Source organism: Mesorhizobium sp. M0761 (assembly GCF_040320205.1).
In the GTDB taxonomy this organism is placed as follows: domain Bacteria; phylum Pseudomonadota; class Alphaproteobacteria; order Rhizobiales; family Rhizobiaceae; genus Mesorhizobium.
Genome location: NZ_JAMYPF010000003.1, coordinates 177,169 through 198,365 on the forward strand (window position 1 = coordinate 177,169; position 21,197 = coordinate 198,365).

Genomic DNA, 21,197 nt, shown 5'->3' on the forward strand with positions numbered 1-21,197 from the left:
GTAGACCCGGAAACACGCATCATCCGAATTTCGGATCGAAGGAGAGAAGAATGGCCCCGTATTGGGTCGGCACGAGCTGGAAGATGAACAAGACGCTGGCGGAGGCGCTGCAGTTCGCCGAGGCATTGGCGGCGTTCGTGCCGGGCTTCGATCCGGCGATACAGCCTTTCGTCATTCCGCCCTTCACCGCGGTGCGGCAGGTCAAGGCGGCGCTCGCCAACACCCGCGTCAAGGTTGGCGCCCAGAACATGCATTGGGCCGATGCCGGTGCCTGGACGGGCGAGATTTCGCCGGTGATGCTGAGGGATTGCGGGCTCGACCTGATCGAACTCGGCCATAGCGAGCGTCGTGAGCATTTTGGCGAAACGGACAAGACCGTGGGACTGAAAACCGCAGCGGCAGTCAAGCACGGCTTCGTACCCTTGATTTGTGTCGGCGAGACGCTGGCCGAGCGCGAGGGCGGCCGCGCCGACACAATTCTGACCGCGCAGGTTTTGGGCGCGCTGCAGGGTCTCGCAAACAATGAGTTGTCGGCAGAGATACTCTTTGCCTATGAACCGGTGTGGGCGATCGGCGAGAAAGGCATTCCGGCCAGCGCCGACTATGCCGACAAGCAGCAGGCGCTGATCAAGCAGGTCGCAGCAACCCGGTTGCCGACCGCCCCGCTTGTGCTCTACGGCGGCAGCGTCAATCCCGGCAACGCGGCCGAACTGATCGGCCAGCCGCATATCGATGGGCTGTTCATCGGCCGCTCGGCATGGCAAGCGGAAGGCTATATCGACATTCTCAAAAAGGCGTCGGCCGCCATCGCGCGCTGACCACGAAAACGAAGGAGTTGATTGCCATGAAGATCGCACTCGGAGCCGACAGCGCCGGCAAGCCGCTGCTCGATGTCATCGCCAAGCATCTCGCCACCAAGCCAGAACTGCAGGTCGTCGATCTCAGCCAGGCCGGATTCTACGCCGATATTGCCGCGGCGGTCGGCCACGAAATTGTCGACGGCAATTACGACCGCGCCATCCTGTTTTGCGGCACCGGCATCGGCGTCAGCATCTCGGCCAACAAGGTGCCCGGAATCCGCGCCGCGTTGACCCACGACACCTATTCGGCGGAGCGCGCTGCGAAATCCAACAACGCCCAGATCATCACGATGGGTGCGCGCGTCATCGGCCCCGAACTGGCGAAATCGATCGCTGACGCCTGGCTGGCTTCCGAATTCGATCCGAACGGACCTTCTGCCGCCAATGTGCAGGCTGTCGACAAGCTCGACGCGAAGCGCTGAGGATCCGCTCCCGACCTAGCCGGTCAAGGCGATCCGCATCGCCTCGATCACAGTTACGGCGGACGCCGCGCCTGGATCCATATGGCCAAGCGAGCGTTCACCGAGGCGGGAGGCCCGGCCCTTGGTGGCGATCATCGTCTTGGTCGCCTCCGCGCCGGCCTTTGCCGCCTCGGCTGCGGCCGCAAGGCTTCCGGCCAGCCCCTTGCCGGCGGCCAGTGCCTCGCCCGCAGCCGTTGCGGCCGGCGCCCACGCATCGATCATCGTCTTTTCGCCAGGCTCGGCCTTGCCGCGATCCTGAATGCCTCTGGCCATCGCTTGGAACATAGCGACCGCGTGGGCGTCGTCGAGCGTCGCCTTGCCCTTGACGGCGGCCGCGCCGCGCATGAACGCGGTGGCATAGAGCGGACCCGAGGATGCGCCGACTGCGTTCAGGAACGACTTCGCCGCGGTGTTCAGCAAGATGGTCGGATCGGTGGCGCCGGTATCCAATGCCCCGACTGCATCGCGTGCCGCGGCAAATCCAAGCTCCATCGCAATGCCGTGGTCGGCATCGCCGATCACCCCGTCAAGCGCGCACAACCGGTCCCGGTCGGCCGACATGGCGTCGGCGATTGCCGCGAACATCGCGGCAAGCCGCGTGGTGTCGATTGTCGTCATCTCTTGCTCCTTGCCGTCCCCAGTTTACCCGGCGCGAAACATGGCGCAGTCGCAAGGGTGGTCGAGCATCGTCTGCAACTCGTCGTCGAGGTGGTGCAGCGTGATCGAAGCGCCGGCCATTTCGAGCGAGGTGCAGTAATTGCCGACCCAGCTTGCGTGAATGGATACACCGATATCGTCAAGCCTCTGCTTCACCCGCCGGTTCATGATGTAGAGTTCCATCAGCGGTGTCGAACCCAGCGAATTGACCAGCACGGCGACTTTCTCGCCGCGTGCCGGCGCCATCTCGGAGAGAATCCTGTCCAGCATTTCGTCGGTGATCTCGTCGGCTGTTTTGAGTTTTCCGCGTGCGATGCCGGGTTCGCCATGGATGCCCATGCCGATCTCCATCTCGTCGGGTCCGATCTCGAAATTCGGCCGGCGGGTTTGCGGCAACGAACAGGGCGCCAATGCGACGCCCATGGTAAAGGTGTGGTCGTTGGCTTTCCCGGCAATGCGTTCGCATTCATCGAAAGACAACATGCGGTCGCAGGCGGCGCCTGTCGCCTTGAAGATGAAGAAGTTCCCTGCGACACCGCGCCGCTTGTGCCTGTCGCCAACGGGCGCGGAAGCGACGTCGTCGGTGCTCAGCACCGTACGCACCTCGATGTCGTCCATCGCGGCCATCTCGGCCGCCATGTCGAAATTCATGACGTCGCCGGCATAGTTGCCGTACATGAACAGCACACCGGCGCCGCCGCTCGCCGCCTTGGCGCATTCGAGGATCGGGTCGGGCGGCGGAGAGGCGAAGACATTGCCGATCGCCGCCGCGTCGGCCAGCCCCTTGCCGACGAAGCCGAGAAAACTCGGCTCGTGGCCCGAGCCGCCACCAATGACGAGGCCTACCTTGCCTTGGCGCGGTCCATCGCGGGCGATGATCGAGCGCGGGCTTCCGTCAACGGCTTTGAGATGGCGGGGATGCGCAGCCAGGATGCCTTCCAGCATCTCGTCGACGGCGCGATTGCCGTCATTGATGATCTTCTTGGTTTGCACCAACGTCCTCCCGATTTGGTATTTTCATAGATGATACCGGGCGTTATCAGGCTGCCTTCGGGCGAGGGCAGGGGCGCGATGCCCGCCAAACTGCCTCGATCGGCTTCGTAGCTGTTACCAGCCGTTCGGGCAGAAGCTAAGCGGACCGAAGTGCGCGGACAATGGCGCTGTAGTGTACAAGATCGCACCACGGCTTAGAAAAGGCGGTGGCTCCCCGGGGCCGGATTCGAACCAGAGACCAACCGGTTAACAGCCGCTCTCGGGATAGCCCACCAGCGCCATATACCGGTTGTTCCACTCCTGAAAAACCCCTTGTTTCATAACGATTTCAGCTTTCCTGTTGCACATTAGAGCACACAGGGCAACATAGGCAGCAGTTGCATCCTGTTGCCCCGACGTTGCCCCGGAGAGCCCTAATGCCCCGCGAGAACCTGACCGACAACCGCCTGAAGGCTTTGAAGCCGGCTGCTCCTGGCAAGCGATACGTGATCATGGATGCCCAAGTCCCGAGCATGGGCGTCCGCGTAACCGACAAGGAGCCGTCCAACGGTTCAAAGCTTAAGGCCGGACAAGTCAGCTTTGTCTACATCGCCCGTTTCGGTGTTGCAACTCAGCCAGCCCGCCGCGCGCTGGGAGAGTACGACGTCATGTCGCTTGAAGCGGCACGCACCAAGGCGAGGCAGTGGGCAGCGCTCATTGATCGCGGCATTGACCCGAAGGTCCAGGCTGACGAGGAGCGGCAGGCGGCGGCGAGGGCAGCGACAGAGAGCCGTGACCGGTCTTTCGAAACCATCCTTGAACGGTTCATCAAAGCCCGGCGCCGCGATGGCATCCGCAAGGCCGACGAGGACGAGCGCGACCTCAACCGGGAATGCCTGCCGAAGTGGAAGGGCAGGGACGTCGCCACCCTCACCAATGCCGACATCATGGAAGTGGTCGAACCGATCTATGCGCGCGGCGCGCAGCGGCAGGCGCTCAACATCGCCCAGAAGATCGGGACGTTCTTCGGCTGGTGTGTCGATGACGACCTGATCACCGCCTCACCCTTCCGGGCAAAGAAGGTGCGCACCACCATCGGCGAGAAGGGATCAAGGGACCGCGTCCTGACCGATGCTGAGATTGGGCGCTCTGGACTGCCACGGCCGCTGGCGACGTCTACAGCGCCGTCTATCGGCTGCTGCTGCTGACCGGCCAGCGCCTCAACGATATCGCCCAGGCGTCATGGACCGAAGTCGACGTTGACCGCTAGACGCTGACTGTGCCGGCGGCGCGCTTCAAGTCCGGCCGCGATCACGTTGTGCCTCTCACTGACGAAGCGCTCGGCATCATCGCCAAGTTGCCGCGGTTAAAGAAATGCAACTGGCTTTGCTCGCTCGACGGCGCGGGACCGGTGACGATCGGCCATAAGGTCAAGCTGCGGATTGACGCCGCCATGCTCGCAGCGCTTCGGAAAGACGATCAAGAGGCCAAGCTGCCGGCGTGGGTCAATCATGACATCCGCCGGACGGTTCGCACCCGGCTGTCCGAGCTCGACGTGATGGACGAGGTTGCCGAGGCTGTCATCGGGCATGTGCCTACGGCGCTAGTCAGGACGTACAACCAGTCTGACCGCCTCAAGGTGAAGCGAGACGCCCTGACGCGCTGGGAGGGCGCGCTTGTGGCGCTGACAGGCCGCAAGACGGCCAACAATGTCATCCAGATAAAGGCGGCCGGTCAATGACCCTCAATTTCAACTATCAGCACGATTTCTCGGAGCGAGCCGAACGAGAGATCCTTTCAATGCTGGAATCCCAAGGGTTTTCCATGCCTCATGGCGATTGGCTGAGAACGAAGCTGCACGACATTGCAAATACGTTTCATTGGTCGGCTGAGCGGCGGAAAAAGGACACACATCAAGGGACCGTCGATGAATGGAAAAGGCTCCAGGAGGCGGTGTCGTCCACCGTGCAGTATTCGGATAGCCAAAAGCTCGAGTTGTCGACGGCTACCGAGTTTGGGGCGGGTGTGCGCGTGCCTGATAGTTGGGACGACGCAGCTCCGGTCCCCATGTCGGAAGAAGAACTAAACGCATGCCTCGTTCCGGCTGAGTTCACCGAGGGTGACGTCGAGATCGCTAAACGGGTGCTTCACCGCCTGCTTGCGAGCGTGACCGCTATGGCTGACGGCATGGAAAAATGGTTGAAGGTCGACCGACGAAAAACGAGCAGCCCGAGATCGATGGGCTCATACGTGGCCTTGCTCGGCTCTGGTGCGCGGCGTTTAAAGTGCCGATTGCTCATATAAAGATATCGGAGAGCGCCGGCAGCCCTACTGCCAATTTCATTGAGACCGGTGCCAAGCTATTCCTTGGCGCCGCGCCGCCTCGCAAGTCGATCGTCACTCGCATCATCGCTTATAGGGATGAAGAGAAAAGCAAGCTATCCTGATTTGCCAGTGCTGATTGCGCTCTAAACCAGCACGCGGGTTTGTTCGCACAAAATTTCTTCAAAGAAGTGTATTTCCCGACGCTGAAATGACTACGCTATGAGGCCTTCGATAGCAACGTAAGGCACTCCAATGCAAACTCTTGTCGCCTTCAGTGAACGCCCCTCAAAGGGATCGTGTACTCTCGAAATTACATCGACCGCATGATCAAGGAGCACCGGTTTAAGCCGGTGTTCCTTTCGCCCCGTCGGCGCGCCTTTGTCGAGGCTGAGTTAGATGCTTGGGTGAAGGCCCGCGTCGACCAGCGAGACGCGGTGGCCTAATGACCACTGATCACGAACATAGCGCCGCTATCGATGAGGCTGCAGCCTGGCTGCGATCTGACAGCCGGGAGCGCATCAGCCGGCCAATTATCCCCCACCTGAAGCAGGCGTTCGGCCTGACCGCTGCTGAAGCGATCGAAGCGATCAGGGAAGCGAACCTGCGGCGGGCCCGCGCCACATGAGCGAAATTACGCCTAGCCGTAAAACTGGCCGACCGAAGGGCTACATCGCCAACTACCAGCCGCAGACCAAGACGCTGCTCGATGCGGTCGACATGGTTCTCACCGAATACCGGGAACACTGGCCGCTCACGATCCGCCATGTCTTTTATCGGCTGGTCGGCGCCTACGGTTATCCGAAGGATGAGTCGTTTTACTCGAAGCTGATCGACCATATCGGCAACGCGCGCCGCGGCCGGGTGATCCCGTTCAATGCGATCCGCGACGATGGCGTGGTCACGCTCCGCATGGACCATTTTGACGACCAGAACCATTTCCTGCGCCATGTGCGGGTGCTCGGCGAAAACTACCATCGGAACATGCTCGCCAATCAAAACCTGCACGTCGAGGTCTGGTGCGACGCCGCCGGCATGCTGTCGCAGCTCTTCAAGGTCAGCCGAGAATTCTCGGTGCAAGCCTATTCCTCAGGCGGCTTCGACAGTCTCACTGCGAAGAAGGATCTGGCCGATCGAATATGCGAGATCGCAAAGCCGACGGTGATCTTGCACCTGGGCGACTATGACCCGAGCGGCAAATCGATGTTCGATGTCATCGCCGAGGACGTCTCTGCCTTCGTCATCGCCGATCGCCCATGGAGTTCGGTGACAGTCGACTTCAAACGCATCGCCCTGACCGCCGACCAGGTGTTTCGCTATTCGCTGCCTACCGTGCCGCCCAAGAAGACCGACAGCCGCACCGCGCGATGGGAGGGTGAGACATGCCAACTCGAGGCGCTGTCGCCCGACAACATCGCTCATATCTTGCGGTCACATATCATCGACCTGTTCGACGTTCACCAGTTCCATGAAGACCGCGATATACAGGCACGCGAGCGGCAGTTGATCACTGCAGCCTTGCCGGCCCCGAGGGGGGATGCGTGACCGTCCAGCCCAGCCCATTCATCCCCGGCGCCGACGCCAGCAATCCGCGGTGGAGCGGCAAGCGGAAGAAGATCCAGCGCAGCGCTGCCATCCACATGAGGTGGGGATCCACGTTCAAGGAATGCGAGGAGGCTTTCGCCGACTGGCACCACTGCGCCCTGCAAATCGTTCACGCCGAGAACATCAGCTTCCGGTTGCTGGCCTTCGTCCGACAGCACCTCAACATGAAGGCCGGGACCATCAGCGGCACGAATTTCGAATTTGCCAAGATGGGAGGAGGCTGCTCAATCAAAACGATATCCCGCGAGATAGGCCTGTACGAGCGGCTCGGCCTGTTCATCGTGAGCCGGTGTCGGCACAAAATCCCGGGTGGTGGCATCAACGAAGTGCGGACGCTTCGGTTGGCGCTGCCGACGCCCTTCAATCCAAAATTTACAGCGAGAGGTGAGGAGCCATGAGGACCACAATGGTCCCGCATGCCGGCGCTGGTCTCCTGGACCACAGTGGTCCCGCATGGACCTTTCCCGCACCCCTCCGCAGGCGAGACCACAGTGGTCCCGCTAATACAGCCATCTCTTGCTCGGGTGACGCATGACACAACTCGACCTTTTCAAGCAGCGAGCAAGGAAGACCGGCCAGATAGTGGCATTCCCCGCCGATCGCCGCGTCGTCCTTATCCGCGCCATCGCACACGAACTCTGCACCCTCGACTATACGCCGGCCGCAAGTTCTGGAGCGAGCACGTCAAAGGCCTCCGAGCCCAGCTTCGCGCCGTCGGTATTCCCTGCCGCCAAGTCGATATGGAAATCCGTCGATACTCGGCAGCCGTTGCCAGCACTATCGACCATTCCATGCCCAATCATGGAGCGCCGCCGCCAACGGCAGCATAATGTCCGCGAAGCGGAACGAGTGGGGGTGTGGGGCCTCAGGCCCCGCGTCTTCCTGTCAGCGCTAAACGCCGCGCGCGCGAGGCTCCTCATTGCCCCTGTTTGCATTGAAACTGAGTTCTGAGAAAATCGCCCAATGCTCGTGCTCGGAACGCGACTTTTTCTCACCCGCTGCTAAGCGTCAAAAAAGAGCGCACACTAGCGCCCATCCGGCTTCAAACCGGTTGTTCTCACCCGTCGAACCCTTGCAAATCAGCCATTCTTGCCGCATCGTCTGCGTCGATAATTTATCTGGGGCAACGCAAGGGCAACGAAAGTGCTAGCCATCAACCCCGCTCAAGCGCCTGACATCGCCCGCAAGTATGGCGGCCTTGCTCAAGGCATGCTGGACCGCCGCACGCGCGAGTGGCGCCGCCGGCAGGAGCTTGTCGACATGTTCGCCCAAGCGCTCGGCGGTGCCGACACGCTGACCCCTGTGACGCTCTCCAAGGTCCAGACCGCGGCCGAGCTTTCCGTGGCCGCTGAACTCACCCGAGTGCGCTTCATAGTAATCAGGCGGCGGGCGCGTTCTACGACGTCGACGTTGGCGCGTCACCCTACGCCGACGTTCGGCTTTTCGGTAAGAACGTGCTCGGCACGGCGGGCGTCAATGCAACCGGCCAGCGCCTGGTGAATGGCGTTAGCTCGGACATGGTGTCGGCTAACGTCACGCCGGCTTCCACGACAGCCGTCACGACCGCTGAAGACCTGATGACCTACAGCATCCCCGCTGCTGCGCTTAAGGTTGGTCAGCGCGTTCGCATCAGGTCCTGGGGCACGACTGCCGCCAATGCGAACACCAAGACCGGCCGGCTATGGTTCGGCGCGACCAACATGGGCGGCTCAACGCCATCGGGTGGGAGGTGAGCGCCGAGCTGCTCGTGACTGGCGCTTCGGCAGAGACCTACAGGCGCACGACAGTCGGAGGAAGCAGCATCTCGCAGGTCGTATGAGGCACAGGTGCCGAGGCCACCAGAGGAGCGATCGTCGTCAAGTTCCAAGGGCAGAACGGAGTGGCGAGCGCTGGCGATATCACCTGCCAGGGCCAGACGGTTGAGATAGTGGACTAGGCCACTGTGGGCACGGGCCTCGGCGCTGCAAGCAGGCGCCGGATCCTCTCGCCTAGGGCCATGCCGGGGACTTCGACAGCAAGGTGAGTGATCCACGCGAGGGCGATGGCTATGGCGATCGACGTGACGCTGTAGACTGCAAAGAGCGAAAAGGGGTCGAGGTCTAGCGACCTTACCCCAAGCTTTGCGACGATCAGCGCGCCCGCAAGGTGAAGTAGGTAAAACGGGTAGCTTATCCGCCCGAGGAAATGGGCGAAGCGATTCGCCGTCAGCCAGGTCGAATTGCGTGAAATGTAGGCAACTACACAAACCGCTCCCGCCATCTGCCAACAACGCATTGCAAAGCCCTGGCCGAGCATGAAGTCAGCCGTCATTAGGGCGACAAGCCCGAGCACAGCGGCAACGCGGGTGATCACGGTGGCCGGCAGATCGTCGATGATCGCGCCAAGGGCGAAGGCGCTCATGAACAGCGGAACCGGGCGATGGTCGAAGTAGGAAACTGCGATTGTGGCGGCTACAAAGGCATAGAAGATTGCCGGGTGTATTCGCCTGCCTGTCGCTGCGGCGTAGACCCAAAGGCTTCCCCAGACCTCGATCTGCAGTGTCCACAGCACCCCGTTTAGAGAGGTGTCGTACAAGATCGAAGCGCCTAGGATCTGCGACCAGGTGCTTGCCGGCGTCAGATAGCCAATGATGAGTGCTGAGGCGGCCGCCACCGGGAAAAGGCGGAAAGTTCTTTGGACGATGTAGGCCACAATGCCATCGTCTCGGCTCCTAAGCGACCGGGAAAGCACCAGACCCGACAGAACAAAGAACACGATAACCGCAGCGTCGGCATGAAAGACGATGTGCAGGAGCCGAAAAACGCCATCCTGCAGCGTCGCGTCCGGTGCTGTTTCGATGGTCATACGCAACGCAGGGCCAACGCCACCGATAGCGGTAGCGCAATGCCCGACCGCCACGCTGAGCGCTGCCAGCCCGCGAAGCGCGTCCAGATCGTAATTTCGCTGCGCCGCCATTAACTGGCTTGAGCCTGAGCTACGGGACTAACCAAATATGCCCATTTGGCGATTGGCCGCCAGTATCTCACATAGAGCCATTGCTCCAGGCGGCCAAACATCAAGCCGCCTCCCAGCCCTGCGCACAGCATAGTGACCACCATCGCCCAAAGCGGCCAGCCTGGCGCCAAGGTATAGATCGCGGAGATGATCGACAGATGGGCGAGATAGAGCCCGTAGGAATAGTCCCCTGCCTTTGCCAACCATTTCGGCACTAAGCCGGCTTCGATTTTGAGGGCGACGAATACCGCCGAAGCACTCAGGACAGCGAGCCCGAGGTAAGTTCCGCTCCAGGCATTTGCGTACACACTCATGATCGAAGTCAGCACCAGCAGGATAAAAAACGGTCGCCAGTCCTTTGTCATCATGCCCGACGCCATCACATAGCCGATGACGAAAAATAAATTCACTCCGACAAGCGGTATCTGTGTGGCAGTTGGGTTTGCAACGGGCACCGCCACTCTCGCAGCGCCTGCAGCCAAGATGACTACAGCCCAACCGACAGCCAGCCACATCCTCTGCTGGTGAGAAGTCCGGCAAAGCATGGCCAGCCAAAGCAGGAAATAGAACTGCATCTCGTAAATCAGCGTCCAATAGGGGATATTGAACGTGGAATTGAGATCACCGGTCGGAAGCAGAAGCAGGGAAGCATCCGGTCCGACGTGGGGGCGTGTCCCTGCGATCCACAGTACGACATAGGCGAAGACGAGGGCGAGGAAGAAGGCAGGGTATATTCGTGTCAGGCGCGCAAGAGCAAAGGCCGTCGGCCCTTCCTTGGACTCCAGTGCCATGACTGCGCCGGAAATGACGAAGAAGATGAAAACACCAGTGGTGCCAAGCTGGAGATGCCGAAAGCCGAGCGTATCAGATCCTGTCACAAGGCCGGAAAAATAGCCCGCATGTTGAATCACAACCAATAGGGCAGCGATAGCTCGTAAAGCCTGCAGACCGGTGTAACGTTGCTCTTTGTTGTTGCCTCCCATCTTTTGCCGATACCACAGAGAAACGCCTGCAGCCAGCAGCCAAGGGTAGTAGCTAGGCCTTATCGACAAGTGGATTCTTCCGCTTTGGCGCGACGTAGCTCTCGACCAGGCGAACATGCTCGACGTCGACAGTCACCAATGGCCGGAGGCTGACGGTCACCGGTGTCGCCGTCAACGCGCGTGACCTTGCCGGTGAGCTCCATATGCTGGCCAATCACAGCCTTCGAAGTCGAATCGACAACAGAATGCGGGAAGTCATAGGAGGGGATCGTCACGCTGATGCGATCGGGTGTCACCCGGCCGCGCACAACCGCCGTGACGGCGACCTCATCGCCAACTTTGATATTGCCCCGAGCCATGTCCCAGATTCTGGAGCAGCCGGCGCTGGCGTCAAGGTGAGCGGGAGCTAATAGATGTCAGCCAGACGGCTGTGCCGGGCCTGTGCGCCATTCCACTGGAAGCCTCCCCCGTTGGTTGTTCTTCCGCCTATGTTGCGCGCGCAAGCTTCGCCCCCGCAAGGGCGTGCTTGAGTTTTTAAAGGTGTCGGCGCATCATCACCGGCGGAGCGTGAGAACTCCCGCAGATGGCCCTGCCGGGCCATCTGCACCCAGAGCGTTAGCGGGGCGATCCCTCCAAGGATCGATATTGCCAACGGGTAGAACGAGCCGACTTAGCCGTCGGAGCGAACGGCAGCACTATGCCGGGAGAGCGGCGGCTATACAAGACCCGAAAGGGAAAGGCCGTTCGCGCATGGTCTCTGGCCATGTTCTCACCCTCCCGGCGCCAGTGCTGTCCACTGGCAACCGGCCGTGAGAAGCCGAAACCAGAGAGCCTACATCATGACCATCCATCAACCTGAAATGCGCCGTGAAGACGGGGCAATCTTCCTCACCGTGGCGGAAAACGACCGCCTGGGGATAGCAACCTGCTCGACGCAATGAGCCCGGATCCTGATCTCGAGGAAAGCGTCGGATGGGGATATGGCAGCCAATTGGAATTGCACGCCCAGGACGGCGAGCGCGAGGAGGAGAACGAGCACGGTGGCGACGTCCAAGACGACACGATTCGCAGGACGAAGGGGACTACGAGCCGAGCCTTGGCTGGGGCAACCGTACGGGGCAAAGCGGCGTCGGGCTGGAAGCCTGGAGCCTTGAGGATGCCTGCGACATCAGCGGCCTCGGCGGGCCCGCGCTCTTCTCAGGCACGGGCTATGCGATCGGGAAGGCAATCCTACGAGAGTTTGCGCAGCGCCGCCCTGATGTGACGCAGGCCTATGTGAAGACGTCGTGCGCGATTGGGGGCGCTGGCGAAGCGGCGAGATCGGCGACTTACCTCTGCTGAAGATCATACCGGGGGTGACGCGCATCCTTCGCGACTGACCTTTCGCCAATTGGCGATAAATGGCCCGCGGCCCCGCGGTGCCGGGCTGGGCGCGCTAGATCATTCCGTGCCGAAACAACCAGCCCCCTGTCTTGCTATGGCGGGCTGCTTTTAAGAATTTCCGCTGCGGTCGATCGTCAATGGACCGAGTAATTGCATTCAGTTCTTCCTGCGATGGCACAGGGGGAGCTTCACCGGTCTTCCACCCCGTCGCCATCTGCCGTTGAACATGTTCCCAGAGTGGCCCGAGCACTTGGTTCATCGGGAAGCCTTTCGAGATCAATGGCAGCATGCCTGTATTGTTGATTCGACGGCCATCGGCATCATAAGCTGAATGCGCCCCGCCGCCTTCGCGGTAAGCCCATGCGCAAAGTGCTTGCGGTCCACGGTCGCCGGCTCCTTCGCGCTGATCTCCCTGTTCATTCGCACGAACCATGCGCAGAGACGGTCGGCTGCACGCTCCTTGGTTCTGGCACGAGCGGCCTGTCTCGTCATTGTTTGCATAATCGTCACGGGCAGGAAGTGGGGAGCGCCTGAGCCGAGAGCGATGCCAAAGCTATAAGCACGCGGCCCGAGCTTGAAGTCCATCACCCGAAATTTGGTTTGGCCTTTCGTATCGATTGTCGAGGCACCCGTCTCCAGCCTCATTTGCATCTGGTCCAGCGACGTAATAGCCGCAACTCGGGCCTTCCCGTCGATGAAGCCCACATACCCGAACGTGTGGCCGGGGGCGTGTTTATCGAAGCCTTGCTCTTCGGCAGCAGCGGCAATTTCCCGCAAGGTCTGATCGAGCGTCCGGTTCGCTCCGCGCAGAACGCCCTCGATCCACTCGCTGACTTCGAAAGGCTTGCTACCTGATCTCGCGCCGGCGCCAGCATAGGTGATGAAGCCGTGACCGTCGACGGTTTCCAGCCTGGCCATCTTGGTGGCCGCGAACGACTTCATGCTGTCCACGCCGCTGTATAGACGGTCTGCGCCGACGAACGCCACGCGAGCAGTAACCATTTGCAAGGGCGAAGGTCATCGTTGCCCCAGATGTTGCCCTGTCCGGAACTCAAGCAAACGGTCAGGAAAGGGAAAGCGGGCTAAATGTTTGGAAATGTTGGCTCCCCGGGCCGGATTCGAACCAGCGACCAACCGGTTAACAGCCGGTTGCTCTACCACTGAGCTACCGGGGAATAGAGGCTCTCATGTGAGTGGCGCAGCCTATAGCAAACCCTTTTCAGCTTTGCAAAGAAGCATTTCGCATTTTTTAGCGCATTTTCACCCAATGGTTTCTGGCAATCGCCGGATGACACCACATATGAGCCGTCTTGGGCGCCGTCGGACCTTGGTCGGCGGAACCTGAAAGGCGATTGCAGCCTTTAGCGCATATGGCTTTATCGAAGGCAACCGGATCGACTTTCGACATGACTGCAGCAGACGAAAACCAGGCACCGGCGCGGAAAATCTCGGTGTTCGGGCGCGAGTTCACCATGCCGCGCTCGCGCGGGCTGAGGATCGCCATCGGTATCGTGCTGGTGTTTTTCGGCCTTCTCGGTTTCCTGCCGATTCTCGGCTTCTGGATGATTCCGCTCGGCCTTTTGGTGCTTTCCTACGAATTTGCCGCGGTGCGCCGCCTGCGGCGCCGGTTCGTCGTCTGGTGGGAACGCCGTCGTCGGCCAAATTGAAAGCGATGGTGCGGGGTTCCGGTTCAGCGGCCGCTTCGCTTCCAGCCTCTCGCAGATTTCCCCTCGAAGATCTCTCGATAACGGCAGCCGCTGTGCCAGCCGCGCGATTATGCGGCGAAAGCCGGCTTGCTCCCGCTGCGTAAAGCTGCGGGTTCGATTTTCGCCGGTCGCGCAGCACGCTTGACGAGCGGCCAATATGCCGGTGCGCCAAGCGCTGAAACCGCTCGGGAACCACGTTGCGGCGACTGATGAGGAAAGCGCGCCGGAATGCCGCGCGGACGCTTGACGACCTTCCGCTGCCACCATATTGAGTTCGCTCGCCGGGAGCGATGAGGCCTCGTGGCGGAGTGGTTACGCAGAGGACTGCAAATCCTTGCACCCCGGTTCGATTCCGGGCGAGGCCTCCAATCGCTTCAACTCCCGCATGCCGGGGGCTTGAGTTCCGGTCGAATGCGCCGCAGTGTCGGCGCGACAAGCGCATTTCAGCGCATTGGCTTTTGACGGATTGGTTGGGACATGAGCGCTGATTTCTCCGAACTTCGCGTCAAGATGGTCGACGGCCAGGTACGCACCACCGATGTGACCGACGCAGCATTGCTCGACGCCATGCTTGCCGTGCCGCGCGAGGCCTTTGTCGGGGCCGGCCAACAGGCTCTCGCCTATATTGACGAGGATATCCGCATCTCCGACGGCGCCGATGGCAGCGGTGCGCGCTACCTCATGGAGCCGTCGCCACTGGCCAAGCTTTTGCAGTTGGCCGAGATCGACGCCGGCGATTCGGTGCTCGATGTCGGCTGCGGCACCGGTTATTCCGCGGCGCTGCTGTCCAGGCTGGCCAAATCCGTCGTGGCGCTGGAAAGCGATACCACACTGGCGGAAGCAGCCAAAGCGGCGCTTTCGGCGCAGGGCTGCGATAACGTCACCGTGGTCACCGGCCCACTGCCGCAAGGTCATGCCGCCAAGGCGCCCTACAATGTGATTCTCATCGGCGGCAGCGTCGAGAAAGTGCCTGCGGCGCTGCTTGACCAGCTTGCCGAAGGCGGCCGGCTGGTGGCTGTGGAAGGGCAGGGCAATGCGGGCGTAGCCCGGCTCTTTTTCAATGCAGGGGGGGTTGTAACCGGAAGACGGGCATTTAATGCGGCAATTAAGCCACTACCCGGATTTGAACGCATTCATGCCTTCGAGTTCTAAGTGATTTTGCCTTGCAGCAAAGACTCTGTCATGTTGGCTTGCGATTGAACAATCGTTGCTGATTGGTTAACCGGGGTTTCGGGAGGCTGTCAGCGGGGGAACGATACATCGACGCGGCGCTGGCCGATCCCTAGGGATGGGCTGGCGTGGCGTGGTTCCCGTGCAAAACGAATGAGGGATATAAAGTGCCGTCCTTAGCCAAGAGTTTGTTTGTTACTGTCCTCATTTCCGCGACAGCGCTTTCGCCGATAGCCGCCTCGGCGGAAACCATTCTCGGCGCGCTTTCCAAGGCCTACCAGAACAATTCCTCGCTGAATTCGGCCCGTGCCGGCGTGCGCGTCACCGATGAGGGCGTGGCGATCGCCAAGTCGGGCTATCGCCCGGTGATCACTGGTTCGGCTGATATCGATTACACCTCCAGGCACCTGAACGGCAGGAACGCGAGCCTGGCATTGACCACCGGCAGCTTCGGCGTTCGGATTGATCAGACGCTGTTCGACGGCTTCCAGACCAAGAACAGGGTCGCGTCGGCCGCTGCACAGGTGAGGGCCTCGGTCGAGGGCCTGCGCAACACCGAAGAGAACACGCTGTTCAACGCGGCGAGCGCCTATATGGACGTGATTCGCGACCGCCAGGTGGCGGTGCTGACCGAACAGAACCTGCAGTTTCTGACCGAGCAAGCGCGCGCGGCGCGCTCGCGCTTCGAGGTCGGCGAGGGCACGCGCACCGATGTGGCGCAGGCCGACGCGTCGCGTTCGGCCGCGGTGGCGCAATTGAGTGCCGCCCGTGCGCAGGCTCTGGCCAGTGCGGCAACCTATCATCAGATCGTCGGTGACGAGCCGGGCAAGCTCAAGGCCGCGTCGCCGTTGGCGAAGCTGTTGCCGAGGAGTCTCGAGGCGGCGATCGGTATTGCATCGAACGAGCATCCGGCCATCCTGGCCGCCCTACATTCCGTCGATGCAGCGGGATTTGATGTAAAGACGCAGGAAGGTGCGTTGCTGCCGCAGTTGACTGCCAGTGCCGGCCTTTCCCATGCCTATCAAAATACTGTACCTGGCGCGGGGAATTCGGACGGCGATTCCAATGCCGCAACCGTCGGCGCGACGCTGACCGTTCCGATCTATTCGGGCGGCCGTACCTCCGCACTCGTTCGTCAGTCGAAGGAATCGCTCAGCCAGGCTCGCATCGAGGTGGATGTCAGCCGTGACTCGGTGCGCCAGGCCGTGACCTCGGCATGGACGCAATACATCGCAGCGCGGGAAAGCGTCGACGCTAATCGGCAGGTGATCGCGGCCGCACAGTTGGCGCTCAACGGCGTCATCGAGGAGCGCAATGTCGGACAGCGCACCACGCTCGACGTGTTGAACGCCCAGAACGCCGTCATCTCGGCAAAGATCGACCTCGCCAGCTCCGAGCGCGATGTGGTTGTAGCGAGCTACGCCATCCTTTCGGCAATGGGCCGCCTGTCGGCCGATCGCCTGGCGTTGAATGTGGTGAAGTACAAGCCTGAAGAGCACTACAGAGCCGTCAAGGACAAATGGATCGGGCTGCGTACGCCGGACGGCCGTTGAACCCCCCGAGCGGTTCAAATCCCGCCAAGGTTGAAAGTATCGTAGCGCCGCGCTTCCCAAGGATGCGCGGCGTTTGTCTTTTGTAGCCTAAATTGTTGAAATCCGGCGTCTTCCGAGATTGGGGATTCTCGGATGGCGATCCGTCGGCTACGCTGTCGCCATGATTCGTATCCGGCTTTGCCGGACAGGAATCCAGGAACGGGTCACTACAGCGCCACGCGTCCGATGGATGCGCAAAGGAGGCTGTAGAACTTTGATTTTGCGCCTGATCCTCTTCGAAAATCGAAGATCGATTTTCGGGATCATGCGCGGCGGCGGCGGGTGTGACGATGGCGACGGCAAGCAGCGCACAGCGCGAACCTTCCATGGAAGAAATACTGGCTTCCATCAGGAGGATCATCGAAGACAGCGACACCGGCCGCAAGCTGCCGGGCGACGCCGATGAGTTGCGCCAGGACCTTGTGCCGGCCGCCGGGCCTGTTTTGGATGTCGAGGCCTTCCGCAGCGAATTGCACAGCTCGACCGAAAGCAAGAAGCCGGTGACGCTGGCCGAGGTGCAGGCCCAACTGGCCGAGCCGGTGGTTGCGCGGCTGGAGCCGCGCTCCGAGCCGTCGCCAGTGAAGCCTGCCATTGCGGCAAATGCCACGACCGCCGCGCCACCCGCGCATGCTCCGATGACATTGGCGGAAGTAAGCGCCAAGATAGCCAGTGAGCCAGCTCCCGCCGTCAGGGCAGAAGCTGCAGTGCGGGCAAAGGCGGAAACCACCGACTCGATCGTCACCGATTGGCGCCGCGAAATCGCGGCCGTTGGCAATCAGACAAAACCGGCTGAGACAGTACGGCAGCCGGAGATCAGGCAGCCAGAGACTGAAAATCGGCAGGCAGCAATCGCGGAGGTCGAGGCTTTCGAAGACGATCTCGCTGCCGAGCCGGCTTTCGAGCCTCATCCTTCGCGCAGCGAGCACGCGCGCCCGGCCGATACAACTCCGGTTCGGCCGGCGATCGTTTCGGAACATACGGGACGGCAGGTCGCTGCGGCCTTCGGCGAGCTCTCCGACGCCTTTGCCAGCCGCAGCAAGAAGACCTTCGACGAGATGGCCGAGGAGATGCTGCGGCCGATGTTGCAGGACTGGCTGGACAACAACCTTCCGACGCTGGTCGAGCGCCTGGTACGCGAAGAAATCGAGCGCGTCGCGCGCGGCGCGCAGTAGGCATTACCACAGCCCGTTCCGGATTAAAGCGCCGCCTTCGGGCGGAGCTTTCGCTGCAGGTCAGCTTCCGGCCGATGTCGCGAACACGATCAGGTTACCGTCGGGATCGCTGACGATGAAGGTGCGGGCATGGCCTTCCCGTTGAAATGACCAGGGCCCCGCCTATCTGCGTTGAAGGACTGAGGCAGCCCTCGCGGTTGACTTGGCCAAAACCTTCCGATTTACACCGGGTCAGCAAAACTCCCGACCGCGCGGACCACTTTCCCATGCTTGAAAAGACCTACGACGCCAAGACCGTCGAACCCAAGATCGCCAAAATATGGGAAGAGGCGGACGCATTTCGCGCCGGCGCAGGTGCGGAAGAGGGGGCCGAGGCCTTTACCATCGTCATCCCGCCGCCCAACGTCACCGGCTCGCTGCATATGGGCCACGCACTCAACAACACGCTGCAGGACATACTCGTGCGCTTTGAGCGCATGCGCGGCAAGAACGTGCTGTGGCAGCCGGGCATGGACCATGCCGGCATCGCCACGCAGATGGTGGTCGAGCGCCAGCTGATGGAGAAACAGATCCATCGCCGCGATCTCACCCGCGAGCAGTTCATCGAGAAGGTCTGGGAGTGGAAGGCCGAGTCCGGCGGCGCCATCTTCAACCAGCTGAAGCGGCTCGGCGCCTCGGCCGACTGGTCGCGTGAACGTTTTACCATGGATGAAGGCCTGTCCAAGGCCGTGCTCGAAGTATTCGTCAGCCTCTACAAGGAAGGGCTGATCTACAAGGACAAGCGCCTTGTGAACTGGGACCCGAAGCTGTTGACGGCGATCTCCGACCTGGAGGTCGAGCCCCAGGAGATCAACGGCAATCTCTGGCACTTCCGCTATCCAATCGAAGGCGAGACTTTCGATCCGGAAAATTCGGCGACCTTCATTACCGTGGCGACGACACGGCCCGAGACGATGCTTGGCGATACGGCGGTCGCCGTGCACCCGGACGACGAGCGCTACCGGCATCTGGTCGGGAAAAATGTCGTGCTGCCGATCGTCGGCCGGAAAATCCCGGTTGTGGCTGACGAGTATTCCGACCCGGAAAAGGGTTCCGGCGCGGTCAAGATCACGCCGGCGCACGACTTCAACGATTTCGAGGTCGGCAAGCGCCACAAGCTGCCGGCGATCAACATCCTGACCATCGAGGCGGCAATAACGCTCAGGAATAATGAGGATTTTCTCGCCGGGCTCGACGTGACGCCGGAGCGTCAGGCCGTCTGGGACGAGCTCGACGGTCTCGACCGTTTCGTCGCGCGCAAGAAAATCGTCGAGCTGATGGAGACCGGCGGCTTCCTCGACAAGATCGAGCCGCACCGCCACGCCGTGCCGCATGGCGACCGCGGCGGCGTGCCGATCGAGCCGTTTCTGACCGAGCAGTGGTATGCAAACGCCGCCGAGCTCGCCAAGCCGGCGATCGCATCGGTGCGTGAAGGCCGTACCAACTTCGTGCCGAAGAACTGGGAAAAGACCTATTTCGACTGGATGGAGAACATCCAGCCCTGGTGTATTTCACGCCAGCTGTGGTGGGGTCATCAGATCCCGGCCTGGTACGGGCCGGACGGCCGCGTCTTCGTCGAGAAGACCGAGGAAGAGGCGCTGGGCGCCGCGATTGAATATTATCTGGCGCTGGAAGGCCCGTGGAAGGCCTGGGTCGAGGACAAGCTCGAGACCTTCAAGCCGGGCGAAATCCTGAGCCGCGACGAGGATGTGCTCGACACCTGGTTCTCGTCCGCACTGTGGCCGTTCTCGACACTGGGCTGGCCGGATCACACGCCGGAGCTGAAGACCTATTACCAGACCGACGTGCTGGTGACCGGTTTCGACATCATCTTCTTCTGGGTCGCCCGGATGATGATGATGGGCCTGCATTTCATGCACGAGGAGCCGTTCCACACCGTCTATGTGCATGCGCTGGTGCGCGACAAGAACGGGCAGAAGATGTCGAAGTCGAAAGGCAACGTCATCGATCCGCTCGACCTAATCGACGAGTTTGGCGCCGATGCACTGCGCTTCACGCTGACGGTGATGGCGGCGCAGGGGCGCGACGTGAAACTCGATCCGGCGCGCATCGCCGGCTACCGCAATTTCGGCACCAAGCTGTGGAACGCGACACGCTTTGCCGAGATGAACGAGGTCGCGCGCAACGATGATTTCTGGCTGAACGACGCCAGGCTGCCGGTCAACCGCTGGATCCTGACCGAGCTGACCAGGGCGTCGCACGCGATCACCGAGGGCATCACCTCTTACCGCTTCAACGAAGCGGCGGGCGCTGCCTACCGTTTCGTCTGGAACCTCTTCTGCGACTGGTATCTGGAACTCTTGAAGCCGGTGTTCATGGGCTCCGACGAAGCGGCCAAGGCCGAAAGCCGCGCCTGCGTCGCTTTCGTGCTCGACGAGATCTACAAGCTGCTGCACCCGATGATGCCGTTCATGACCGAGGAATTGTGGGCGCAGACGGCAGGCGAGGGCAGGACGCGTGGTACGCTGCTTTGCCACGCCGCCTGGCCATCACCCGATTTCGAGGACGCAGACGCCGCCGCCGACATCAATTGGCTGGTCGATCTGGTCTCCGGCATCCGCTCGGTGCGCTCGGAAATGAACGTGCCGCCGGCGGCGATCGCGCCGCTGGTGGTGGTCGGCGCCAGCGCCGAGACCCACCAGAGGCTGGAACGCCATTCTTCCGCCATCCAGCGGCTGGCGCGGGCCGGCGACATCTCGCTGCAGGACGCCGCACCCAAGGGCTCGGCCCAGATCGTGCTCAACGAGGCGACGATCTGCCTGCCGCTCGGCAGCCTGATCGATCTCTCCGCCGAGGCGGCGCGGCTGCAGAAGGAACTGGCCAAGGTGACCGAGGAGATCGCGCGGTTGCACAAGAAGCTGTCCAACGAGAGATTCGTCGCCAGCGCGCCGGAAGAGATCGTCGCAGCCGAGCGCGAAAAACTCGCGGAATACCGTGATCAGCAGGAGAAGCTTTCGGTGGCGCTGACCAGGGTGCGCGACGCCGGTTGAGCGCCGGATTCGCGAGACGCTTGCAGCGCTTAGCGAAGGTTCTTTTGCTTGAAAAATAGGCGTTCCGTTGCGTTAATATTGACGTAAACGGAAAGTTTCGACCCCATTGTTGCCATAATGTAACAATGGGGCCGAATGCCGGCAAAATAGCCGGTTTTGGTGCCGTTTTGAGCGGTTTTTTCTGATTTGTTCCCCAGTCTGCCGCCCAAATGGTCATTTTCGAACCTACCGGCCAAGCCGCCACTGTGTTCGAAATGCGGTCCGCAAGAG

24 protein-coding genes and 2 tRNA genes are annotated in these 21,197 nt (G+C 61.3%); 18 read left to right on the forward strand and 8 right to left on the reverse strand.

Annotation, left to right across the window (positions count from 1 at the left end; translation table 11 throughout):
- Window positions 1–50: 50 nt before the first annotated feature.
- Window positions 51–818 (forward strand): triose-phosphate isomerase, encoded by a 768-nt coding sequence (locus tag NKI32_RS06130; RefSeq protein WP_352763580.1) that lies wholly within the window; start codon window positions 51–53, stop codon window positions 816–818.
- 26 nt (window positions 819–844) lie between these two features.
- A complete protein-coding gene (gene derI / locus NKI32_RS06135) occupies window positions 845–1,282 on the forward strand; it encodes a D-erythrulose-4-phosphate isomerase (RefSeq protein WP_023672592.1) in 438 nt (145 codons plus the stop codon).
- Between the two features lie 15 nt (window positions 1,283–1,297).
- Here the strand turns inward: derI and dhaL are convergent, their stop codons facing one another.
- Complete coding sequence (gene dhaL / locus NKI32_RS06140) at window positions 1,298–1,939, reverse strand: dihydroxyacetone kinase subunit DhaL (protein WP_353002263.1); 642 nt, start codon at window positions 1,937–1,939, stop codon at window positions 1,298–1,300.
- A 24-nt stretch (window positions 1,940–1,963) separates the two neighbouring features.
- Entirely contained in the window at window positions 1,964–2,971 is a 1,008-nt protein-coding gene (locus NKI32_RS06145; RefSeq protein WP_352652040.1) for a dihydroxyacetone kinase subunit DhaK, read from the reverse strand.
- A gap of 416 nt (window positions 2,972–3,387) precedes the next feature.
- On the opposite strand from NKI32_RS06145, the gene NKI32_RS06150 reads away from it, so the two are divergent.
- The 10 genes from NKI32_RS06150 (at window position 3,388) to NKI32_RS06195 (ending at window position 8,610) form a co-directional block, all read left to right on the forward strand.
- A complete protein-coding gene (locus tag NKI32_RS06150) occupies window positions 3,388–4,158 on the forward strand; it encodes an integrase arm-type DNA-binding domain-containing protein (RefSeq protein ID WP_352511726.1) in 771 nt (256 codons plus the stop codon).
- Between the two features lie 71 nt (window positions 4,159–4,229).
- A complete protein-coding gene (locus tag NKI32_RS06155) occupies window positions 4,230–4,691 on the forward strand; it encodes a site-specific integrase (protein WP_353002266.1) in 462 nt (153 codons plus the stop codon).
- Entirely contained in the window at window positions 4,688–5,254 is a 567-nt protein-coding gene (locus NKI32_RS06160) for a hypothetical protein (RefSeq protein ID WP_352511725.1), read from the forward strand. The genes NKI32_RS06155 and NKI32_RS06160 overlap by 4 nt, the downstream gene beginning before the upstream one ends.
- Before the next feature lie 317 nt (window positions 5,255–5,571).
- The gene (locus NKI32_RS06165) at window positions 5,572–5,718 is read left to right on the forward strand and encodes a helix-turn-helix transcriptional regulator (protein WP_352511724.1); all 147 of its coding nucleotides are present in this window, start codon (window positions 5,572–5,574) and stop codon (window positions 5,716–5,718) included.
- Complete coding sequence (locus tag NKI32_RS06170; RefSeq protein ID WP_031197728.1) at window positions 5,718–5,900, forward strand: hypothetical protein; 183 nt, start codon at window positions 5,718–5,720, stop codon at window positions 5,898–5,900. The genes NKI32_RS06165 and NKI32_RS06170 overlap by 1 nt, the downstream gene beginning before the upstream one ends.
- Complete coding sequence (locus NKI32_RS06175; protein ID WP_352511723.1) at window positions 5,897–6,817, forward strand: hypothetical protein; 921 nt, start codon at window positions 5,897–5,899, stop codon at window positions 6,815–6,817. The genes NKI32_RS06170 and NKI32_RS06175 overlap by 4 nt, the downstream gene beginning before the upstream one ends.
- Window positions 6,814–7,275, forward strand: coding sequence for a hypothetical protein (locus NKI32_RS06180; RefSeq protein ID WP_352511721.1), 462 nt, complete (start codon window positions 6,814–6,816; stop codon window positions 7,273–7,275). The genes NKI32_RS06175 and NKI32_RS06180 overlap by 4 nt, the downstream gene beginning before the upstream one ends.
- Before the next feature lie 18 nt (window positions 7,276–7,293).
- Window positions 7,294–7,707 carry a DUF6074 family protein gene (locus NKI32_RS06185; RefSeq protein WP_352511720.1) on the forward strand — a complete coding sequence of 138 codons (414 nt, stop codon included), beginning with the start codon at window positions 7,294–7,296 and terminating at the stop codon, window positions 7,705–7,707.
- Window positions 7,708–8,020: 313 nt separating this feature from the next.
- On the forward strand, window positions 8,021–8,377 hold the full coding sequence (locus NKI32_RS06190) for a hypothetical protein (RefSeq protein WP_352511718.1): 357 nt from the start codon (window positions 8,021–8,023) through the stop codon (window positions 8,375–8,377).
- 77 nt (window positions 8,378–8,454) lie between these two features.
- A complete protein-coding gene (locus NKI32_RS06195; protein WP_352511717.1) occupies window positions 8,455–8,610 on the forward strand; it encodes a hypothetical protein in 156 nt (51 codons plus the stop codon).
- Between the two features lie 199 nt (window positions 8,611–8,809).
- Here NKI32_RS06195 and NKI32_RS06200 read toward each other — a convergent pair whose 3' ends face one another.
- The 5 genes from NKI32_RS06200 to NKI32_RS06220 all read right to left on the reverse strand — a co-directional run bounded on the left by NKI32_RS06200 (window position 8,810) and on the right by NKI32_RS06220 (window position 13,412).
- Entirely contained in the window at window positions 8,810–9,832 is a 1,023-nt protein-coding gene (locus tag NKI32_RS06200) for an acyltransferase family protein (RefSeq protein WP_352511716.1), read from the reverse strand.
- Window positions 9,832–10,923: an acyltransferase family protein gene (locus NKI32_RS06205; protein ID WP_352511715.1), complete on the reverse strand. Its 1,092-nt coding sequence runs from the start codon at window positions 10,921–10,923 to the stop codon at window positions 9,832–9,834. Before NKI32_RS06205 ends, NKI32_RS06200 begins: the two co-directional genes overlap by 1 nt.
- The gene (locus tag NKI32_RS06210; RefSeq protein ID WP_352511713.1) at window positions 10,914–11,213 is read right to left on the reverse strand and encodes a hypothetical protein; all 300 of its coding nucleotides are present in this window, start codon (window positions 11,211–11,213) and stop codon (window positions 10,914–10,916) included. The genes NKI32_RS06205 and NKI32_RS06210 overlap by 10 nt, the downstream gene beginning before the upstream one ends.
- A 1,300-nt stretch (window positions 11,214–12,513) precedes the next feature.
- Window positions 12,514–13,224, reverse strand: coding sequence for a hypothetical protein (locus NKI32_RS06215; RefSeq protein WP_353002271.1), 711 nt, complete (start codon window positions 13,222–13,224; stop codon window positions 12,514–12,516).
- Window positions 13,225–13,337: 113 nt separating this feature from the next.
- Window positions 13,338–13,412, reverse strand: a tRNA-Asn gene (locus NKI32_RS06220).
- A gap of 231 nt (window positions 13,413–13,643) precedes the next feature.
- On the opposite strand from NKI32_RS06220, the gene NKI32_RS06225 reads away from it, so the two are divergent.
- From NKI32_RS06225 to NKI32_RS06240, 4 genes are all read left to right on the forward strand, one after another.
- A complete protein-coding gene (locus NKI32_RS06225; protein ID WP_027050334.1) occupies window positions 13,644–13,904 on the forward strand; it encodes a PGPGW domain-containing protein in 261 nt (86 codons plus the stop codon).
- A gap of 333 nt (window positions 13,905–14,237) precedes the next feature.
- Window positions 14,238–14,311: transfer RNA gene (locus NKI32_RS06230), tRNA-Cys, on the forward strand.
- 109 nt (window positions 14,312–14,420) lie between these two features.
- Window positions 14,421–15,095 carry a protein-L-isoaspartate O-methyltransferase family protein gene (locus tag NKI32_RS06235; RefSeq protein WP_023667707.1) on the forward strand — a complete coding sequence of 225 codons (675 nt, stop codon included), beginning with the start codon at window positions 14,421–14,423 and terminating at the stop codon, window positions 15,093–15,095.
- A gap of 185 nt (window positions 15,096–15,280) precedes the next feature.
- Complete coding sequence (locus tag NKI32_RS06240; RefSeq protein ID WP_023667706.1) at window positions 15,281–16,666, forward strand: TolC family outer membrane protein; 1,386 nt, start codon at window positions 15,281–15,283, stop codon at window positions 16,664–16,666.
- Here the strand turns inward: NKI32_RS06240 and NKI32_RS06245 are convergent.
- Window positions 16,623–17,054, reverse strand: a complete 432-nt coding sequence (locus tag NKI32_RS06245; protein ID WP_353002429.1) for a hypothetical protein — start codon at window positions 17,052–17,054, stop codon at window positions 16,623–16,625. The two genes, NKI32_RS06240 and NKI32_RS06245, sit on opposite strands and share 44 nt — an antisense overlap.
- Here NKI32_RS06245 and NKI32_RS06250 point away from each other — a divergent pair.
- Complete coding sequence (locus NKI32_RS06250; protein ID WP_353002273.1) at window positions 16,996–17,877, forward strand: PopZ family protein; 882 nt, start codon at window positions 16,996–16,998, stop codon at window positions 17,875–17,877. The genes NKI32_RS06245 and NKI32_RS06250 overlap by 59 nt on opposite strands.
- 266 nt (window positions 17,878–18,143) lie before the next feature.
- Complete coding sequence (locus tag NKI32_RS06255; protein ID WP_023697627.1) at window positions 18,144–20,927, forward strand: valine--tRNA ligase; 2,784 nt, start codon at window positions 18,144–18,146, stop codon at window positions 20,925–20,927.
- The last annotated feature ends 270 nt before the right edge of the window (window positions 20,928–21,197 follow it).

Coding starts and splice junctions, on each gene's coding strand:
- NKI32_RS06235 (WP_023667707.1), top strand. CDS start 14,421: ATGAGCGCTGATTTCTCCGAACTTCGCGTCAAGATGGTCGACGGCCAG.
- NKI32_RS06170 (WP_031197728.1), top strand. CDS start 5,718: ATGACCACTGATCACGAACATAGCGCCGCTATCGATGAGGCTGCAGCC.
- NKI32_RS06200 (WP_352511716.1), bottom strand. CDS start 9,832: ATGGCGGCGCAGCGAAATTACGATCTGGACGCGCTTCGCGGGCTGGCA.
- NKI32_RS06130 (WP_352763580.1), top strand. CDS start 51: ATGGCCCCGTATTGGGTCGGCACGAGCTGGAAGATGAACAAGACGCTG.
- NKI32_RS06225 (WP_027050334.1), top strand. CDS start 13,644: ATGACTGCAGCAGACGAAAACCAGGCACCGGCGCGGAAAATCTCGGTG.
- NKI32_RS06160 (WP_352511725.1), top strand. CDS start 4,688: ATGACCCTCAATTTCAACTATCAGCACGATTTCTCGGAGCGAGCCGAA.
- dhaL (WP_353002263.1), bottom strand. CDS start 1,939: ATGACGACAATCGACACCACGCGGCTTGCCGCGATGTTCGCGGCAATC.
- NKI32_RS06150 (WP_352511726.1), top strand. CDS start 3,388: ATGCCCCGCGAGAACCTGACCGACAACCGCCTGAAGGCTTTGAAGCCG.
- NKI32_RS06175 (WP_352511723.1), top strand. CDS start 5,897: ATGAGCGAAATTACGCCTAGCCGTAAAACTGGCCGACCGAAGGGCTAC.
- NKI32_RS06255 (WP_023697627.1), top strand. CDS start 18,144: ATGCTTGAAAAGACCTACGACGCCAAGACCGTCGAACCCAAGATCGCC.
- NKI32_RS06245 (WP_353002429.1), bottom strand. CDS start 17,054: ATGGAAGCCAGTATTTCTTCCATGGAAGGTTCGCGCTGTGCGCTGCTT.
- derI (WP_023672592.1), top strand. CDS start 845: ATGAAGATCGCACTCGGAGCCGACAGCGCCGGCAAGCCGCTGCTCGAT.
- NKI32_RS06185 (WP_352511720.1), top strand. CDS start 7,294: ATGCCGGCGCTGGTCTCCTGGACCACAGTGGTCCCGCATGGACCTTTC.
- NKI32_RS06210 (WP_352511713.1), bottom strand. CDS start 11,213: ATGGCTCGGGGCAATATCAAAGTTGGCGATGAGGTCGCCGTCACGGCG.
- NKI32_RS06195 (WP_352511717.1), top strand. CDS start 8,455: ATGACCTACAGCATCCCCGCTGCTGCGCTTAAGGTTGGTCAGCGCGTT.
- NKI32_RS06250 (WP_353002273.1), top strand. CDS start 16,996: ATGGCGACGGCAAGCAGCGCACAGCGCGAACCTTCCATGGAAGAAATA.